Genomic DNA, 17,172 nt, shown 5'->3' with positions numbered 1-17,172 from the left:
AACCCGGCTCAAGGCCGGGTTTTTTCTTTTCATCGAGGTCGTTTAGCTCTTCTGTACCGGAGCCAGACGGATATGCAGGTCGCGCAGCTGCGCGGGCGACACATCCGAAGGCGCGTTCATCAGAAGATCGAGCGCCTGCTGGTTCATCGGGAACAGCGAGATTTCGCGCAGGTTCTTTGCACCGACCAGAAGCATGATGACGCGGTCGATACCGGCAGCCATGCCGCCATGCGGAGGTGCACCGTACTGGAACGCACGATAAAGACCGCCGAAACGCTCTTCCACATCCTGCTGGCTCAAGCCAACCTTTTCAAATGCCTTGACCATGACGTCCGGCAGCTGGTTACGGATCGAACCCGAGGCAATTTCGAAGCCGTTGCAGACGAGATCGTACTGGTAAGCCTTGATCGCAAGCGGGTCCTGGTTTTCCAGAGCGTCCATACCGCCCTGCGGCATGGAGAACGGATTGTGTGCGAAGTCGAGCTTCTTGTTGTCTTCGTCCCATTCGTAGAACGGGAAGTCGATGATCCATGCCAGTTCGAAACGATCACGATCGACGAGGTTCAGTTCTTCACCAGCGCGCGTGCGGGCATCGCCAGCGAACTTGTAGAACTTGGACGGCAGACCGGCAACGAAGAAGCAGGCATCGCCGTCTTCGAGACCCATCTGCGTGCGGATCGCTTCCGTGCGCTCTTCACCGATGTTCTTGGCAATCGGACCAGCGCCTTCAAGCTTGTCGCCTTCCTTGCGCCAGAAGATATAGCCGAGACCCGGCTGGCCTTCGCTTTGCGCCCAGGAATTCATGCGGTCACAGAATGCGCGTGAACCGCCTGTCTTGGCCGGAATTGCCCAGACTTCGACCTTCGGATCATTGGCGATCATGTTTGCGAAGACCTTGAAGCCCGAACCGGCAAAATGCTCGGTCACAGCCTGCATTTCAATCGGGTTACGCAAATCCGGCTTGTCCGAACCATAGGTGCGGATCGCATCGTCATAGGCAATGCGACGGAACTGCTGCGTCACCGGCTTGCCTTCGGCAAACTCTTCGAAGATGCCGCGCATGACTGGTTCCATCGTTTCCCATACTTCTTCCTGGGTTACGAAGCTCATTTCGAGGTCGAGCTGGTAGAACTCGCCCGGCAGACGGTCTGCCCGCGGGTCTTCGTCGCGGAAGCACGGCGCGATCTGGAAGTAGCGGTCGAAACCGGCAACCATCAGAAGCTGTTTGTACTGCTGCGGCGCCTGCGGCAGCGCGTAGAACTTGCCTTCATGAATACGGCTCGGCACGAGGAAGTCGCGCGCGCCTTCCGGCGAGGAAGCCGTCAGGATCGGCGTGGTGAACTCATTGAAGCCGATTTCGGTCATGCGGCGACGCATCGCGGCAATGATCTTGGTGCGGCTCATGATGTTCTTGTGCAACGTTTCACGGCGAAGGTCGAGGAAACGGTACTTCAGGCGGATATCTTCCGGGTAGTCCGGCTCGCCGAATACAGGCAGCGGCAGTTCCTTGGCAGCCGCCAGCACTTCGATTTCGGTTGCGAAGATTTCGACTTCGCCGGTCGGCAGATTGGTATTGACCGCATCGCCTGCGCGGGCCTTCACTTCACCATCGACACGGATAACCCATTCGCCGCGAACGGTTTCGGCAACCTTGAAGGCGGGCGAATCGGGATCGGCCACGATCTGGGTAATGCCATAATGATCGCGAAGATCGATGAAGAGAATGCCGCCATGGTCACGGACGCGGTGAACCCATCCGGAAAGGCGAACGTTCGAACCAACGTCCGTCTTGCGAAGGGCTGCGCAGGTATGGCTGCGGTAACGGTGCATGATTTCTGCCTTTGGAATAATAAGTCAGTCCTTGCTGACGGAAACGCTTTAAATTCTCGCGGAAAAGCGCATTTTGACCGGGTTTTGTCAAGTCTGCATTCCCTGCGGGTTTTGGTGTTAAACCACCTTGACGTAACGTGTCGACAAAAAACACTATGTGCGTATTAAGTGGAGCGCCAGTTCCTGATTATTTCGCGACAAGCGGCAAAGCTCTGTCTCTTTGTTTTGTCGCATTATCCGACGCAAAACCGCTTCGCACTTTTGCTGGAAATGCTCTAAAAGGTAGACATGCATCTGATTACGACAACACAGGCTCTCGAAGAGGCCGTATCCGCCCTCGCCAAATCCGATTTTGTTACAGTCGACACGGAGTTCATCCGTGAAACGACGTTCTGGCCGGAATTGTGCCTTATCCAGATGGCCTCGCCTGACCATACGGCGCTTGTGGATGCGCTTGCGCCGGGGCTCGACCTCGCGCCGTTCTTCCGCCTGATGGCCGACGAGACGATCGTCAAGGTTTTCCACGCAGCACGGCAGGACATCGAAATCGTCTTCCATCTCGGCGATCTCATCCCTTCACCTGTCTTCGACAGTCAGGTAGCGGCAATGGTTTGCGGGTTTGGCGATGCCATTTCCTATGACCAGCTTGTGCAGAAGGTCACCGGCAAGCAGATCGACAAGTCGTCCCGGTTTACCGACTGGCGCCGTCGCCCGCTTTCAGACAAGCAGCTCGATTATGCACTGGCCGACGTTACCTATCTGCGCGATATCTATCTCTATCTGAAGGAAGAACTGGAGAAAGAAGGTCGCAGCGAGTGGGTGAACGAGGAAATGGCGGTGCTGACTTCCCGCGAAACCTATGACATGCACCCTGACGATGCGTGGCGCCGGGTCAAGGCACGCGTCCGCAAACCGCTGGAACTTGCGATTGTGCAGGCTGTCGCCGCCTGGCGCGAACGCGAAGCGCGCGAGCGCAATGTGCCGCGTGGGCGTATCATCAAGGACGACACCATAGCCGAAATCGCACAGCAGCAGCCGCGTGACGCGGAAGCACTGGGCCGTCTCCGCTCGATCCCGAAGGGTTGGGAGCGTTCGGCACAGGCTGCAGGGCTTGTCGCAGCGATCCAGTCCGCGCTTGAAATCCCGAAGGAAGATTTACCAAAATTGCCGAAGCCGTCGCATTCGCCGGAAGGCAGCGCCGCCGCCGCAGATATCCTCAAGGTTCTGCTCAAGCTTGTGACGGAAGAGCACGGCGTCGCGGCAAAGATCGTGGCGAATTCCGACGACATCGACAAGATCGCCTCGGAAGGCGACAAGGCCAATGTGCCTGCCCTGCATGGCTGGCGTCGCGAGGTTTTCGGTCAGAAAGCCCTCGATCTTATCGACGGCAAGATCGTCATCAAGTTCGAGAACCGGCGGATCAGGGCAGTTGAGTTAGGGGAGTAAGGCAATAGGGCAGTAAGGCAGTATGTTTAACGCGAGCATTAACATATTGCCTTACTGCCCTACTCACTTACTGCCTTATTCCCGCGTCCCCTCGATGGCTGCATCACCAACCGCGAAATAGATGTTCTTTCCGGTCAGCTTGGAAAGCTGCTGCAAGCGGCCTTCGGGACGATCCGAAATCAGATCGGCCAGGTCTCCCGGTACGACAAGCGCAATGCCGTTTTCTTCCTCACGCCAGACAAGGCGTGGGATGACGCCCGGCATCGAAGCCGACAGAAGGTAGACCACCCGCAGCAAGGCTCCAAGCAGCTTTGCCCGTTCACGCAGGCGCGGCGTGGCGAGCTGCATGATCTCCGGCGCAATCTCGTCTTCGATCAGCCCTTCATGGCGATAATAATTGGCAAGCGCCATGAAGGAACGTCCGGCGTGGTCGATACCGCCGAACGAGCCATGAGCGATGATGTTCAGCGCCTGCGACCCGCGATAGTCGGGATGCGCACGCCAGCTTATGTCGGCCACGAGGCAGGCAGCCTGTCGGTAGCGCGCTTCGTCCTCGGTTTCGTCAAACCCGAGGACCGGCAAGGACAATGTTGTCCAGGTTGCCAGTTCGCGGGCATGACGCGGAGAGCGCGAGCGCAGAATGGACAGTTCGTCTGCCGAGGCCAGCAGCGGATCGAGCCGCTGCTCGTTCTTCGGCAGAAGCGAATAAAGATAGCCTTCACGCACGCCGAGCGCCGAGAAAACGATCTTGGAGGGCTTCATCAGACGGATCGTCTCGAGCAGCACCGTGGCGCCATAAGACAAAAGCTGACGGCGGTTTTTCGAAACCGCTTCAATGCCGCGCATCGTGTCGAGATTGCCCTTGGCAACGCGCTTGAGGAAGCTCTGCGCGTCCACCGGATTCATCTCGTAGCCGTGCATGACGTGCAGCGGATAGTTCTTCGCCGTCATATGCAGCTTGGCAAGGTTACGCCAGGTGCCGCCGACCGCATAAAAAACCTGGCCCTGATGGGCTTGCAGAAGCGTCGCCTTTGCGAGTTCCGTGCGCGCAATCTTGGTTGCCTCTGGCAGCCGTCCATCGGACATATCCTGCAAGCGCAGACCACCGAGCGGCAAGGTGATCCCCTCGCCTACCTCGTGGTCGTCCACCGCGATCAGCTCAAGGCTGCCGCCGCCGAGATCGCCCGTGACACCCTTCGGCTGGAAGAAACCGGAAATAATGCCGAGCGCCGAGTAATAGGCTTCTTCCTTGCCGGACAGCACTTCGATGTGCCGGCCGAGAATGGCTTCCGCCTGTGCGATGAAATCCGGACCGTTTTTCGCTTCGCGTGCAGCCGCAGTCGCCAGCGCGTGAATAGAAACCGCGCCGGCCTGCTCGGCCAGAGCGCGAAAACGCTTCAGCGCACGAAGCGCCGCTTCAACGGATTTCTCGTTGAGCTTGCCGGTTTTCGCGAGGCCCTTTCCGAGGCCGCAAAGTATCTTTTCATTGAAAAGCACCGTCGGCGAACGGACGATGCCTTCATAGATGACGACACGGATCGAGTTCGAGCCAATGTCGATGACCGCGACGGGCTTGAGTCCCTTGAGGCGGCCTTGTGCTACAGCTGGACTCATGCAGTCGTTTTTCTTTCCGCCTGCGCGCGCTTGCGATGCGCGATAAGGCGGGGGGCCGAAGACTTCAGCGACTTTCCGCGACCCGACAGGCTAGGATTGGTCATGAAATATTCCTGCGCGTTGAAAGCTTCCTCTCCTGCTTCTTTTTCTATCCGGCGAGAGGTGCCGTCCGCAAGTAGCTGATAGCTCTGTTGGTTATCAATTATGTTGGCAAACATGATTTGCGACAGGATTTGCTGATGCACTGTTGCATTTGTGATCGGAACAAGCGTCTCCACGCGGCGATCAAGATTGCGCGGCATCATGTCGGCGGAACCGATATAGACGATTGCCTTGTCGGAAGGCAGATCATTGCCATTTCCGAAGCAGAAAATGCGGCTGTGCTCGAGAAAACGTCCGACAATCGACTTGGCGCGAATATTGTCGGAAAGCCCCGGAACGCCCGGACGCAGGCAGCAGATGCCACGCACGACCAGATCAATCTGCACGCCCGCCTGGCTCGCCACGTAGAGCGCGTCAATAATCTGTGGATCAACCAGCGAATTCATCTTCATCCAGATCGCAGCCGGACGCCCCGCCTTCACATGCGCAACCTCGTCCTCGATGTGCTTGAGGATTCGCGCGCGGAGCGTGAAAGGTGAAATCGCTATCTTCATCTCTTCGGCAGGCTGTGCATAGCCAGTAATGAAATTGAAGATATGCGCCACGTCGCGAGCAATATCCGCGTCCGACGTAAAGAACGACAGGTCGGTATAGATACGCGCCGTGATCGGATGATAGTTGCCCGTGCCCAGATGCACATAGGAGCGCAGCTTCTGATCTTCACGGCGTACCACGAGCGACATTTTCGCGTGGGTTTTCAATTCGATGAAGCCGAACACAACCTGAACGCCCGCGCGCTCCAGATCGCGTGCCCAACGAATATTCGCTTCCTCATCGAAGCGTGCCTTCAGCTCGACCAGCGCCGTTACCGACTTGCCCGCTTCTGCAGCATCGACCAATGCGCGCACGATCGGGCTGTCATTGGAAGTGCGATAGAGCGTCTGCTTGATCGCCAGCACATCCGGGTCGGCTGCAGCCTGCCGGAGGAACTGCACCACCACGTCGAACGATTCATAGGGGTGATGGACCACAATGTCCTTTTCACGAATCGCTGCAAAGCAATCGCCGCCATGCTCGCGAATACGCTCCGGAAAACGCGGATTGTAGGATACGAATTTGAGGTCATCCCGCGGGATCGAAACGATCTCCGAAATCATGTTGAGCGCCAGAAGACCTTCATGCACGCTGATGCGGTTTTCCGAAACGCCAAGTTCCGTCGCCACGAAGACGCGCAGGGCTTCTGGCATTTCGCCATCAAACTCGATGCGGATCACCTGACCGCGACGGCGACGTTTCAGTGCTGTCTCGAAGAGACGAACGAGATCTTCCGCCTCTTCTTCCACTTCGATATCGCTGTCGCGGATGATGCGGAACGTACCGGCGCCGCGCACTTCGTAACCGGGGAACAGTCGCCCGATGAATAGGCTCACCGCGTCCTCGATGGTGATGAAGCGGTAGGTGTTTTGCTGGTCTGTCGGCAGCTGAATGAAGCGCTTGAGCGCGACCGGAATACGCAGAAGGGCCGTCATCGGATGATTATCGGCGCGGCGCGCAAGCTGCAGGGCGATGGAAAAGCCGAGGTTCGGAATGAACGGGAACGGATGCGCCGGATCAATGGAGAGTGGCGTCAGGACAGGGAAAATCGTTTCGAGGAAGTGGTTTTCAAGCCATTCCTTTTCGGGCTTTGAAAGCGCCGACGGGCGAACAATCTCGATGCTGTCCTGTTCCAGTTCCTCGCGCAGCATACGCAGGCGTTCCTGCTGTTCTTCCTGCAAGCGCCCTACTTCGTCCAGAACGAAGTCGAGCTGTTCCTGCGGTGTACGTCCGTCGGCGCTGCGCATCGCCACACCGGCGCGCACCTGAGCGGCGAGACCGGCAATGCGGACCATGAAAAATTCATCGAGATTGGCGGCGGAGATAGACAGGAAGCGCAGGCGTTCAAGCAGAGGCTGCCGCATATTCGCGGCTTCTTCGAGAACACGCCGGTTGAATTGCAGCCAGGAAAACTCGCGATTCACAAAGCGGTCGGAACTTCGCATCAATTCGCCGTTCAAAGCTTTGTGAACGTCAGGGGCTACGTCCGCATCGGGAACGACGGTTGGGTTGGGGGCTAGTCCGGCTGTCATTTCGTGTGTCCCGCCTTCAATCGCGTTGGGGGTTTCGCTCGCCATAACGCTGTTTTCGCTCATTTTTCCTGTCCCGACTTCCACCGGAACATTCCGGCTCTGCCTTAAGCCTATGGCTGTCATATGACAGTTTGATAGCAATTAGCTTGAAATGTCCTCAGAATTGATGAAAACGCTTCCGGAAACAAGACTTTCGCGGTACACGCATGCCAATGTCTATGCATGATCCTGTCCGGGACCCGGTTCAGGATCATGCTCATACCGCCCATCGACCAGAACCGGAGCATATTATGTCCGATCACATTATTCCTCACTTTCAGAACGACGCCGGCCATGCGGCCATCGAAATCGGCGTGAAGGAATTCATGTGCGTCGGTGCAAACCCACCTTTCGATCATCCGCACGTGTTTCTCGACATGGGTGATGAAAGTGAAGTCGTTTGCCCGTATTGCTCGACCCTCTATCGCTACAACGCCAAGCTCCATGCCGACGAAACCGTTCCGGCTGGCTGCGTTTACGAAGCACCCGCCGACAAAGCTGCCTGATCTGGGCAGCCTCACGGGGCTGAATGCCGGATGATCTCATCGACATGAGCAAAGGGCGCATATTGATTGCCGGGGCCGGAGTTGCCGGTCTGTCGGCAGCATTGGAGCTGGCAGCGCGCGGCTGGAATGTCCGGCTTGTCGAAAAGGCCGAGACCCTTTCGGAAGTCGGTGCTGGCCTGCAACTTGCACCCAATGCGATGCGTCATCTGGAACGGCTCGGCGTTGCCGGCCGTCTTTCTGCACAAGCCATAACGCCGGAAGCGCTCTACCTCATGGATGGGCGCAAAGCGCGTCCGCTGATGGAAATGAAGCTTGGCGACAAGGCTTCTCAGCGCTGGCACCATCCCTATGTCGTTTGCCATCGCGCCGATCTGCAATCCGCTTTGCTCGACGCCTGCCGTGAAGAGCCCGGCATCGACATCAGCCTCGGCGCTGAAATCACAAATCATCGCGTCGAAAACGGCGCTGTTGCAGCCACTATCCGCCGGGGCAATTCCGAAGAATCTGTCGACGCTGCATATCTGATCGCCTGCGATGGCGTCTGGTCGGCGGAGCGCTCGAAGGCAGGTTTCAGCAAGGCAAGGTTCAGCGGCCATATTGCCTGGCGCACTACGCTCGCGGCGGATGCCCTCCCCGCATCGTTTTCGTCTGCTGTTGTAACAAGCAACGCAGTTTCAGCATGGCTCGGCAGGCAAGCGCATTTCATCGCCTATCCGGTCAAGGGCGGCAGTTTCTTCAATTTCGTCGCCATCACGACGGGCGAAAACCCCGGCGAAGTCTGGTCCAGAACCGGCGATCCGGCGCGCTTGCGCTCCATCTACGCGGAGTGGAGCGCTCCCGTTCGCGATGTGCTGGCGGCTGCCGATGAGTGGACCTATTGGCCGCTTTTCGAAATGGCAGATGCTCAATTCGTCGGGCCTGACCGGACGATTTTTCTCGGCGACGCTTCGCACGCGGTCACACCTTTTGCTGCGCAAGGTGCCGCCATGGCGATCGAGGATGCAGCGGCCCTTGCCGAGGCGCTGGACAGTGGCGAACATGAAGCAGGACTGAAGCGCTTCGATACCGTCCGCAAGGAGCGGATCGCTGCGGTTGCCAAGCGCGGCCAGTTGAACAGGTTCGCCTATCACGCCACCGGCATTTTCGCGCTTGGCCGCAACACGCTCTTCGCCATGCGCAGTCCGGATAGTTTCCTGAAGGATCTGGACTGGCTCTATGGCTATGATGCCATTGCGGCCGTGCGGAATTAAGCTGCGTCGCGCGCAGCTTCGAGCGTCGCAACGTCGAGCTTGACCATCTTCATCACGGCATCGGCCACGCGCTGGCGCTGTTCGGCTGTGCCGTTCTGCAGGACATCCAGCAACATCTGCGGCACGACCTGCCACGAGAAGCCATACTTGTCCGTCAGCCAGCCGCATTCCATCGGCGCGCCGCCCTCCATCAGTTTCTCCCAGAACATATCCAGTTCCACCTGATCCTTGCATTGGACGAAAAGCGAAACTGCCGGGGAAAACTTGAAGGTCGGCCCGCCGTTGAGGCCGGATATCGCCTGCCCGTCGAGCGTGAAGTTCGCCACAACCACATCCGTGCCTTCGGGCTGGTGTGCATGCTCAAATCGAATGAAGCCATCGACAGAAGCCGATCTTCCGCAAGCGCGGAAGATCGAGACATAGTGGTTCGCCGCTTCTTCGGCCTGCTTGTCGAACCAGAGACAGATTGTCAGACCTGACATTGTTTCCTCCTCAGCCCATAACCTTCTTGGCTTCTTCCATATCCATCCACATTATCTCCCAGATATGGCCGTCAAGATCTTCAAAGCTGCGTCCATACATGAATCCATAGTCCTGTTTCGGACCCGGATCCGCCTTACCGCCAGCGTTTACCGCTTTCTCAACGGTGGTATCGACTTCAGCCTTGTTTTCCGCGGACAAACAGACCAGCACTTCGCTGACCGTGTTGGCATCTGCGATCTTTTTCGGCGTAAACTGGCTGAACTTTTCGTGGTCAAGGATCATCACGTGGATCGTATCCGAAAAGACCATGCCGGAAGCCGTTTCGTCCGAGAACATTGGATTCTTGGTAGCCCCGATGGCTTCGTAGAAGCTGGTCGACTGCGCAACATTCTTCACTGGCAGGTTCACGAATATCATTTTCGGCATAAGATTTCCTCCGTTGGAAGGCCAAGTGGCCTGATTTTATTTTACGATTATCTATCGCCTGCCCGGCTCCCCCGGCGATAAGATCGAGCCATGAGTCTGAGGCCCGACATGCAATCGATGCTTGAGCCTTCCGGGCGTAAAACAATTCACGCAATTGGCATCGGAAGAACTCAAAGTTCGCTTGTACATAATGGCATATAAGTTATAATTAGCAACCATGAAGTTAGAAAAAATAACCAAACCGGAAAAACCAACCGCCAAACGCAGTTATGACGATGCTTGCGCTGCGGCCCATGCCCTTGATTTGATTGGGGAACGCTGGTCGCTTCTGGTTATGCGCGAATTGATGTTCGGTCCCAAACGCTTCAGCGATCTACGGGCTGATCTGCCGGGTGTGAGTGCAAATGTCCTCAGCCAGAGGCTTGAAGGGCTGGAAGAAGCAGGCATTCTTCGCAAGACAAAACTTCCACCTCCCGCATCGGTGCAGGTCTACGAACTGACTGAATGGGGCTATGAGAGCGAACCCATCCTTCAGACGTTGGGTCGTTGGGCCGCGCGTTCACCAAAGCATGATCCCAACCTGCCGATTTCGACAGCTTCATTCCTGCTGTCGCTCAGAACCATGATGGATCATGACAGGGCTCTCGGTATGCGCGCCGTGATCGGTCTCCGTCTGGACGGAGAAGATTTTACCGCACAGCTGAACGATGAAGGGATTCGGATAGAGCGCGGCACAGCGCAGAAATACGATCTCCATTTCGAAAGTTCACCGCGTATGCTGGCTGCCGCCATCTATGGCGGGCAGCCTCTTTCAGTGCTGGAAAGCGCCAATATTCTCAAGGTTATAGGCGACCGCACCCTTGCAGAAAAATTCGTGACGTTGTTCCCGCTTCCCGACAAGGCGACCGCGCCCGAATAAAATATGCAACTTTTTAGTTGCGTATTTCGTTAAGTACCCTATATTGGCAACCATTAAGTTGCCAATTACGGAGGATGCATATCATGACCATTGCAAACAATACTGACCGCATCGCGAAAACCGTCGATATTCATGCAGGGATCGACCGCGTATGGCGCGCCCTCACCGATCATGAAGAGTTTGGGAGCTGGTTTCAGGTCAAGATCGACGGGCCGTTCATCGTCGGCACCCGTTCGACCGGCCACATCACCTATCCCGGTTTCGAGCACGAGCCTTGGGAATCACTCATCAAGGAAATGAAGGCACCAAGCTACTTTGCCTTCACTTGGCATCCCTATGCGGTGGACCGCAGTATCGACTATTCCAAGGAGCCGCCGACGCTGGTGGAATTCAAACTGGAACCGATCGAGACCGGAACGCGGCTGACGGTGGTCGAAAGTGGTTTCGATGCCTTGCCTGCCGAACGTCGGCCGCTGGCGTTACGGATGAACGAGGGCGGCTGGGAGGAACAGGTCGGCAACATCAAAAGACACGTCGAAAATGTATGATAGGCCAGAGATGACCGGTATGGACATGTCCATGGTTTTCGCAGCGCTCGCCGATCCGACCCGGCTGGCGCTCATCGAAACCCTGAGTGATGGCGAAAGCCGTTCGATTGTGGTGCTGTCGCAAAACGGCAGCATCACCCGGCAGGCTGTCACCAAGCATCTGTCCGTGCTGGAACAGGCAAATCTGGTCGAGCGGGAAAAGGTCGGACGGGAGAGCAGGTTTCGCCTGCATCCTGCACCATTGATTGACGCCCGCGCCTATCTCGCAACCGTTTCCAACCAGTGGGACGACGCACTCCAGCGCCTGCGCCGGTTTGTCGAGGATTAGAGCATTTCCAGCAAAAGTGCGAAGCGGTTTTGCGTGAGGCAAATGCGACGAAACAAATACTCAGAACACCGACCTGATTCAGTCAGATCGGTGTTCTAACGCTGGTTGAAAAGTAACGAGGATGTGCCCTTCACGAAGCCAAGCTTCTCGTAGAAGGGCACAAGCCGTTCCGGGCAGTAGAGCTCAAAACTTTTCACACGCTTCAACTTTTCTTGGTTGAGAATGCGTTCAACAAGGGCTTGTCCGAGCCCTCGTCCACGATGCTTCTCCGACACGATCACATCGAAGACCATCGCCTTGAAGGTGAAGTCCGTGAGAACGCGGGCGAAACCTGCGATCCGGCTTTCTGCGTCGAGGCAGAACAGAAGCAAATCACAATGGGCCAGCATGTGCGTGACGTCATCAAGCGTCCGCTCGCTCGTCCACCATTCTTTACTGTAAAACTCATGAAATTCGCTGTATTGCTCAGGCGCGAGTTTCTCCACCCATTGAAAATCAGTCACTGCTTCCCTCTCCCGTGTCACGGAATAATCAGTCGCAAAGGCGTTTCAGAATGGCAATCCAGTTTGAGCAAACCTGTCCGATCTTTCGCATTTTCGACATAGAGAAAGCTCGTGAATTTTATCTCGGCTTTCTCGGCTTCAATCTGGATTGGGAGCATCGATTTGCCGAAGGAATGCCGCTTTATATGCAGGTTTCCCGCGGTGCGCTTGTCCTGCATCTCAGCGAGCATCACGGCGACGGAAGTCCGGGCGCCAATATTTTCGTGCGCATGCAAGGTGTTGAGGAATTGCACAAAGAGGTCAACGCACGCGGTTACCGCTTCATGCGACCGGGAATCGAAAATGAGCCGTGGGGCCGCGTAATGGCGGTCATCGACCCTTTCGGCAATCGCATCCAGTTCTGCGAAGGCCCACACGACGAATAAACAAAAACACCCGCCGGCGAACCGGCGGGTGTTTCGATTTCAGGCCACTAATCTGATTAGTGCAGAATCTGGCTCAGGAACAGCTTGGTGCGTTCGTGCTGCGGATTGTCGAAGAACTGGTCCGGCGAGTTCTGCTCGACGATCTGGCCCTGATCCATGAAGATCACGCGGTTGGCAACCTGACGGGCAAAGCCCATTTCGTGCGTCACGCAGATCATGGTCATGCCTTCGGCAGCGAGGCTTACCATCGTGTCCAGAACTTCCTTCACCATTTCCGGATCGAGAGCCGATGTCGGTTCGTCGAACAGCATGACTTTCGGGTTCATGCACAGTGCACGAGCAATCGCCACACGCTGCTGCTGACCACCGGAAAGCTGGCCCGGATATTTGTTGGCCTGTTCCGGAATCTTCACGCGGGCCAGATAGTGCATGGCGATTTCTTCCGCCTGCTTCTTCGGCATCTTGCGCACCCAGATCGGCGCAAGCGTGCAGTTTTCCAGAATGGTCAGATGCGGGAAGAGGTTGAAGTGCTGGAACACCATGCCGACTTCGCGGCGCACTTCATCGATCTTCTTGAGATCGTTGGTCAGCTCGATATTGTCGACGACGATCTTGCCCTTCTGGTGTTCTTCCAGACGGTTGATACAGCGGATCATGGTCGATTTGCCCGAGCCCGACGGTCCGGCAACAACGATGCGCTCCCCGCGCATGACCTTCAGATTGATGTCGCGCAGGACGTGAAACTCACCATACCACTTATGCATATTGGTGATTTCGATGGCGACATCGGTTGTGGAAACCTGCATCTTCGAACGGTCAACATCCATTCCCAGCTCGGATTGCGGGAGGGCGTTTTGTGCACTCATTTCCATTATTCCCTTTATTCTTATCGTTTATGACCCGTGTCGAGCCGTCGTTCCATGAATATAGAGTATCGCGACATTGCGAAACAGAAAATCCAGAAAACGAAGCCCGCAAAGATGAGACCGGTGGCAGGCGTCTGTGGAGAAGCCCAATTGGCATCGGAAAAATTCTGACGGACGATGCCCAACAGATCGAACATGCCGATGATGTAGACAAGGCTCGTATCCTTGAACAGACCGATGAAGGTGTTGACGATACCCGGAATGACAAGCTTCAGCGCCTGCGGCAGAACGATCAGTCCCGTTTTCTGCCAGTAGCTGAGACCCAGCGCATCCGCACCTTCATACTGCCCGCGCGGGATAGCCTGAAGACCACCGCGCACCACTTCCGCCATATAGGCCGAAGCGAACAGCGCCACGCCGATGAGCGCACGCAGGAGCTTGTCGAAAGTCACGCCCGGCGGCAGGAACAAAGGCAGCATGACGCTGGCCATGAACAGCACCGTCACCAGCGGAACGCCGCGCACCATTTCGATGAAGATGATCGAGAAGGTCTTGATGACCGGCAGCTTTGAACGGCGTCCGAGCGCGAGCACGATACCAAGCGGCAGCGATACGGCGATACCGACAAAGGACAGCACAAGCGTGACCAGAAGCCCACCCCAAAGCGGCGTTTCCACATAAGGAAGGCCGAACCAGCCGCCGACCAGCAGGAAGAAGGCGACGATCGGGAACACGAAGAAGAACAGGATCGCATTGAGAGCCTTCTTCGGGGCCTTCGGAATCAGCAGCGGCACCAGCAGGACGACGAAGATCAGCGCCGTCAGATTGACGCGCCAGCGTTCCGAAATCGGATAACGGCCATAGATGAACTGCTCGTATTTCGCGTTCACGAATGCCCAGCAGGCGCCCGACCAGCCTTCCGGTTGTGTGCCGCCCTGCGCGACAGTCAGGCAGGCCGTGCGATCCGCACCCGTCCAAACGGCCTTGAAGAACAGCCACTCGATGATTGGCGGGAGGAACCACGCCACGGCCAGCAGGCCGAGAATGGTCAGCGCCGCATCGACAGGCGTTGCGAACAGATTGACGCGCAACCAGTGCGAAATGCCCTGCACGGAGCGTGGCGGCGCTTCGCCATCCACCATCTGCGAGCGGACATATTGGAGATCTGCGTTTTCCATTGTCACCTCTCCACCAGCGCCATCTTGGCATTGAACCAGTTCATCAGGCCGGACACAATCAGGCTGATGCCCAGGTAGATCACCATCCAGATCGCCACGACTTCGACCGATTGACCGGTCTGGTTGAGGATCGTGCCACCTACGGCGACAAGATCGGGATAGCCGATGGCAATGGCGAGCGACGAGTTCTTGATAAGATTGAGATACTGGCTCGAGAGCGGTGGAATGATGATGCGCAGCGCCTGCGGCACGATGATGAGACGCATCGTCTGGCCGGGACGAAGCCCGACTGCATAAGCAGCTTCGGTCTGCCCCTTGTTGACGCCCAGAACGCCGGCGCGAACCGTTTCAGCGATAAAGGACGCCGTATAGAAGGAAAGCGCCAGAAACAGAGCCAGAAACTCCGGCTTGATCTGTGCGCCGCCGGTCAGATTGAACGTTCCGAGCTTCGGCGAGTCGAACGAAACCGGAAAACCGGTCGCGATCAGCGCCAGTATCGGCAGGCCGATAATCAGGGCGGCGGACACGCGTATCGTGTGAAAGGACTGGCCGGTTGCCATCTGGCGGCGTTTTGCCCAACGCGCGACGATGATCGAAGCGACGATGCCGATGAGAAGCGCCACCGGCAGAAGCCACGCCCCCTCACCCCATATGGGAGATGGCATGAAGAAGCCGCGATTGTTCAGGTAAGTGCCCAGCGGGAGCGAGAAGCTGTCGCGGGCCTGCGGCAGGACCGACAGAACGCCGAAATACCAGAAGAAGATGACGAGCAGCGGCGGAATATTGCGGAATATCTCCACATAGACCGTGCAGATCTTGCGGATCAGCCAGTTGCGCGAAAGACGGCCGATACCAACCAGAAACCCGATGATCGATGCCGTAATGACACCCAGCGCGGCAACGTAAAGCGTATTCACGAGGCCAACCAGAAAGGCCCGGCCATAGTTCGAATCGCTGTTGTACTGAATAAGCGTCTGGCTGATATCAAACCCGGCACGCCCATTGAGGAAGGCGAAACCGGACGCAATGTTTGCGCGCTGCAGATTGGTGATCGTGTTGCCGACAATCCAGTAGATCGCGCCAATGACCGCACCAAAGACAATGACCTGATAGAAGATGCCGCGATTCCGCGGATCGTACAGGAGCGAAGTTCCGCCGCTGTCCTGGCGACGTTCAGTTGCAGAATAGGAAGCCATATGTTTCCTGTGCCTCTCGGCTGGCTGCATCGACCTCAAACAGGAAAGGCTGACCGCATCTGCGGAGCAATTCCTGAAATCGAGACATCGAATGCCGAACCGTTCGGTCTTGCCATCCCCAATTCAGGCTCATCTCGAGCTTGCGGGCCTGCAAGACGCGGTTGAATTCCAAAAAGCAGCTTATCAGCGTTCAAATGCCCTCACGACGCGAGGCCAATAGCAAACGGACAAACTGCAGAGCCGACAAATCCGGCGGGCGCTGCTGCACCCGCCGATGATCAGTCTGGAAAGAAGGGCCCGTTAGCGCACAGGGACGCCGTATTGCAGGCCGCCCTTGTTCCACTGGGCGTTGATGCCACGTGCAATCTTGAGCGGGCTGCTGGCGCCGATATTGCGCTCGAAGATTTCACCGTAATTGCCGACGCCCTTGACGATCTTCACCACCCAGTCATTGTCGAGACCGAGATCGGTACCGATCTTCGTGTCTGCTTCCACACCGAGAAGACGCTTGATATCCGGATTGTCGGACTTCTTCATCTCTTCGACATTGGCCTGCGTAATGCCGTATTCCTCAGCGTTGAGCAGCGCATTATGGGTCCAGCGAACGACATCCGCCCACTTGGAATCGCCCTGACGAACGGTCAGACCGAATGGCTCCTTGGAGATGATTTCCGGCAAGATGACGTGATCATCCGGATTGGCAAGCGCCAGACGAACCCCGTAGAGGCTGGACTGGTCGGTCGTATAGGCGTCGCAACGACCGGAATCGTAAGCGGCGTTGGCTTCTTCGATCTTCTCGAAGACAACCGGGTTATATTCCATCTTGTTGGCGCGGAAATAGTCGGCCATGTTCAGCTCGGTCGTCGTACCGGCCTGAACGCAGATGGAAGCGCCGGAAAGCTGCAATGCGGAATTGATGCCCGACAGCTTCTTTGAATTGATCATGAAGCCCTGGCCGTCAAAGTAGTTGATGCCAGCAAAATCAAGGCCAAGCGCAGTGTCGCGGCTGATCGTCCAGGTCGTGTTACGGATCAGGACGTCCACTTCACCCGACTGCAGGGCTGTAAAACGCTCCTTGGCGTTCAGCGGCGTGAACTTCACCTTGGTTGGATCGCCGAAAATCGCAGAAGCCACAGCGCGGCAATAGTCTACGTCAAAGCCGGACCACTCACCCTTGTCGTTGGGCGAAGCAAAGCCAAGCAGACCCGTATTAACGCCGCACTGCAGAAAACCGTTCGCCTTCACATCGGAAAGCGTATCCGCGGATGCTCCCGAAGCTACGCTAAACAGCGCCGCCGCACCCAATACACCCGTCATAAGAGTTTTTTTCATCTGGCCTGCAACCTTTTGTTCCCTGGAGAGCGCTGAACCCTTGGCTCAAGCGTCT

17 protein-coding genes are annotated in these 17,172 nt (G+C 56.7%); 7 read left to right on the top strand and 10 right to left on the bottom strand.

What is annotated here, in order from left to right; all coding sequences use genetic code 11:
- Positions 1 to 42: 42 nt before the first annotated feature.
- Positions 43 to 1,830: an aspartate--tRNA ligase gene (aspS, locus tag OHI65_RS13680; protein ID WP_010661078.1), complete on the bottom strand. Its 1,788-nt coding sequence runs from the start codon at positions 1,828 to 1,830 to the stop codon at positions 43 to 45.
- A 288-nt stretch (positions 1,831 to 2,118) separates the two neighbouring features.
- On the opposite strand from aspS, the gene rnd reads away from it, so the two are divergent.
- The gene (gene rnd / locus OHI65_RS13675) at positions 2,119 to 3,276 is read left to right on the top strand and encodes a ribonuclease D (protein WP_010661077.1); all 1,158 of its coding nucleotides are present in this window, start codon (positions 2,119 to 2,121) and stop codon (positions 3,274 to 3,276) included.
- Between the two features lie 75 nt (positions 3,277 to 3,351).
- Here rnd and ppx read toward each other — a convergent pair whose 3' ends face one another.
- Both ppx and OHI65_RS13665 read right to left on the bottom strand, forming a co-directional pair.
- Complete coding sequence (gene ppx, locus OHI65_RS13670; RefSeq protein ID WP_010661076.1) at positions 3,352 to 4,890, bottom strand: exopolyphosphatase; 1,539 nt, start codon at positions 4,888 to 4,890, stop codon at positions 3,352 to 3,354.
- Positions 4,887 to 7,118, bottom strand: a complete 2,232-nt coding sequence (locus tag OHI65_RS13665; protein WP_264359167.1) for an RNA degradosome polyphosphate kinase — start codon at positions 7,116 to 7,118, stop codon at positions 4,887 to 4,889. The genes ppx and OHI65_RS13665 overlap by 4 nt, the downstream gene beginning before the upstream one ends.
- A gap of 290 nt (positions 7,119 to 7,408) precedes the next feature.
- Between OHI65_RS13665 and OHI65_RS13660 the strand changes: the two genes are divergently transcribed.
- Both OHI65_RS13660 and OHI65_RS13655 read left to right on the top strand, forming a co-directional pair.
- Positions 7,409 to 7,663, top strand: coding sequence for a zinc-finger domain-containing protein (locus tag OHI65_RS13660; RefSeq protein ID WP_010661074.1), 255 nt, complete (start codon positions 7,409 to 7,411; stop codon positions 7,661 to 7,663).
- Between the two features lie 44 nt (positions 7,664 to 7,707).
- The gene (locus OHI65_RS13655) at positions 7,708 to 8,913 is read left to right on the top strand and encodes an FAD-binding protein (RefSeq protein WP_264359166.1); all 1,206 of its coding nucleotides are present in this window, start codon (positions 7,708 to 7,710) and stop codon (positions 8,911 to 8,913) included.
- On the opposite strand, the gene OHI65_RS13650 is transcribed toward OHI65_RS13655, so the two are convergent.
- Together OHI65_RS13650 and OHI65_RS13645 are read right to left on the bottom strand one after the other, a co-directional pair.
- Entirely contained in the window at positions 8,910 to 9,395 is a 486-nt protein-coding gene (locus tag OHI65_RS13650) for a VOC family protein (RefSeq protein ID WP_010661072.1), read from the bottom strand. The two genes, OHI65_RS13655 and OHI65_RS13650, sit on opposite strands and share 4 nt — an antisense overlap.
- Positions 9,396 to 9,405: 10 nt before the next feature.
- Positions 9,406 to 9,822 (bottom strand): VOC family protein, encoded by a 417-nt coding sequence (locus OHI65_RS13645; protein WP_010661071.1) that lies wholly within the window; start codon positions 9,820 to 9,822, stop codon positions 9,406 to 9,408.
- Between the two features lie 217 nt (positions 9,823 to 10,039).
- Between OHI65_RS13645 and OHI65_RS13640 the strand changes: the two genes are divergently transcribed.
- The 3 genes from OHI65_RS13640 (at position 10,040) to OHI65_RS13630 (ending at position 11,617) form a co-directional block, all read left to right on the top strand.
- Positions 10,040 to 10,741, top strand: coding sequence for a winged helix-turn-helix transcriptional regulator (locus OHI65_RS13640; RefSeq protein WP_264359037.1), 702 nt, complete (start codon positions 10,040 to 10,042; stop codon positions 10,739 to 10,741).
- A gap of 83 nt (positions 10,742 to 10,824) precedes the next feature.
- Positions 10,825 to 11,289, top strand: coding sequence for an SRPBCC family protein (locus tag OHI65_RS13635; protein WP_012092353.1), 465 nt, complete (start codon positions 10,825 to 10,827; stop codon positions 11,287 to 11,289).
- Between the two features lie 10 nt (positions 11,290 to 11,299).
- Positions 11,300 to 11,617 (top strand): ArsR/SmtB family transcription factor, encoded by a 318-nt coding sequence (locus OHI65_RS13630; RefSeq protein ID WP_029376230.1) that lies wholly within the window; start codon positions 11,300 to 11,302, stop codon positions 11,615 to 11,617.
- Between the two features lie 95 nt (positions 11,618 to 11,712).
- On the opposite strand, the gene OHI65_RS13625 is transcribed toward OHI65_RS13630, so the two are convergent.
- Positions 11,713 to 12,120, bottom strand: a complete 408-nt coding sequence (locus OHI65_RS13625) for a GNAT family N-acetyltransferase (protein ID WP_264359036.1) — start codon at positions 12,118 to 12,120, stop codon at positions 11,713 to 11,715.
- Between the two features lie 50 nt (positions 12,121 to 12,170).
- Between OHI65_RS13625 and OHI65_RS13620 the strand changes: the two genes are divergently transcribed.
- The gene (locus OHI65_RS13620; protein ID WP_029925143.1) at positions 12,171 to 12,545 is read left to right on the top strand and encodes a glyoxalase superfamily protein; all 375 of its coding nucleotides are present in this window, start codon (positions 12,171 to 12,173) and stop codon (positions 12,543 to 12,545) included.
- 56 nt (positions 12,546 to 12,601) lie between these two features.
- Here OHI65_RS13620 and OHI65_RS13615 read toward each other — a convergent pair whose 3' ends face one another.
- The 4 genes from OHI65_RS13615 to OHI65_RS13600 all read right to left on the bottom strand — a co-directional run bounded on the left by OHI65_RS13615 (position 12,602) and on the right by OHI65_RS13600 (position 17,117).
- Positions 12,602 to 13,411, bottom strand: a complete 810-nt coding sequence (locus OHI65_RS13615; RefSeq protein ID WP_012092357.1) for an amino acid ABC transporter ATP-binding protein — start codon at positions 13,409 to 13,411, stop codon at positions 12,602 to 12,604.
- A gap of 20 nt (positions 13,412 to 13,431) precedes the next feature.
- Complete coding sequence (locus OHI65_RS13610) at positions 13,432 to 14,589, bottom strand: amino acid ABC transporter permease (protein ID WP_012092358.1); 1,158 nt, start codon at positions 14,587 to 14,589, stop codon at positions 13,432 to 13,434.
- 2 nt (positions 14,590 to 14,591) lie between these two features.
- Entirely contained in the window at positions 14,592 to 15,785 is a 1,194-nt protein-coding gene (locus OHI65_RS13605; protein WP_264359035.1) for an amino acid ABC transporter permease, read from the bottom strand.
- A 300-nt stretch (positions 15,786 to 16,085) separates the two neighbouring features.
- Entirely contained in the window at positions 16,086 to 17,117 is a 1,032-nt protein-coding gene (locus OHI65_RS13600) for an amino acid ABC transporter substrate-binding protein (protein WP_264359034.1), read from the bottom strand.
- Positions 17,118 to 17,172: the final 55 nt, after the last annotated feature.

Source organism: Brucella sp. MAB-22 (assembly GCF_025908475.1).
Lineage (GTDB): Bacteria > Pseudomonadota > Alphaproteobacteria > Rhizobiales > Rhizobiaceae > Brucella > Brucella anthropi.
This window is presented reverse-complemented; position numbering and strand designations above follow the sequence as displayed.

What these genes read in the sequence shown, in the direction of transcription:
- OHI65_RS13620 (WP_029925143.1), top strand. Translation starts at nt 12,171, where the DNA reads ATGGCAATCCAGTTTGAGCAAACCTGTCCGATCTTTCGCATTTTCGAC.
- OHI65_RS13605 (WP_264359035.1), bottom strand. Translation starts at nt 15,785, where the DNA reads ATGGCTTCCTATTCTGCAACTGAACGTCGCCAGGACAGCGGCGGAACT.
- OHI65_RS13665 (WP_264359167.1), bottom strand. Translation starts at nt 7,118, where the DNA reads ATGACAGCCGGACTAGCCCCCAACCCAACCGTCGTTCCCGATGCGGAC.
- OHI65_RS13645 (WP_010661071.1), bottom strand. Translation starts at nt 9,822, where the DNA reads ATGCCGAAAATGATATTCGTGAACCTGCCAGTGAAGAATGTTGCGCAG.
- OHI65_RS13655 (WP_264359166.1), top strand. Translation starts at nt 7,708, where the DNA reads ATGAGCAAAGGGCGCATATTGATTGCCGGGGCCGGAGTTGCCGGTCTG.
- rnd (WP_010661077.1), top strand. Translation starts at nt 2,119, where the DNA reads ATGCATCTGATTACGACAACACAGGCTCTCGAAGAGGCCGTATCCGCC.
- OHI65_RS13660 (WP_010661074.1), top strand. Translation starts at nt 7,409, where the DNA reads ATGTCCGATCACATTATTCCTCACTTTCAGAACGACGCCGGCCATGCG.
- OHI65_RS13615 (WP_012092357.1), bottom strand. Translation starts at nt 13,411, where the DNA reads ATGAGTGCACAAAACGCCCTCCCGCAATCCGAGCTGGGAATGGATGTT.
- ppx (WP_010661076.1), bottom strand. Translation starts at nt 4,890, where the DNA reads ATGAGTCCAGCTGTAGCACAAGGCCGCCTCAAGGGACTCAAGCCCGTC.
- OHI65_RS13630 (WP_029376230.1), top strand. Translation starts at nt 11,300, where the DNA reads ATGACCGGTATGGACATGTCCATGGTTTTCGCAGCGCTCGCCGATCCG.
- OHI65_RS13640 (WP_264359037.1), top strand. Translation starts at nt 10,040, where the DNA reads ATGAAGTTAGAAAAAATAACCAAACCGGAAAAACCAACCGCCAAACGC.
- OHI65_RS13650 (WP_010661072.1), bottom strand. Translation starts at nt 9,395, where the DNA reads ATGTCAGGTCTGACAATCTGTCTCTGGTTCGACAAGCAGGCCGAAGAA.
- OHI65_RS13635 (WP_012092353.1), top strand. Translation starts at nt 10,825, where the DNA reads ATGACCATTGCAAACAATACTGACCGCATCGCGAAAACCGTCGATATT.
- aspS (WP_010661078.1), bottom strand. Translation starts at nt 1,830, where the DNA reads ATGCACCGTTACCGCAGCCATACCTGCGCAGCCCTTCGCAAGACGGAC.
- OHI65_RS13610 (WP_012092358.1), bottom strand. Translation starts at nt 14,589, where the DNA reads ATGGAAAACGCAGATCTCCAATATGTCCGCTCGCAGATGGTGGATGGC.
- OHI65_RS13600 (WP_264359034.1), bottom strand. Translation starts at nt 17,117, where the DNA reads ATGAAAAAAACTCTTATGACGGGTGTATTGGGTGCGGCGGCGCTGTTT.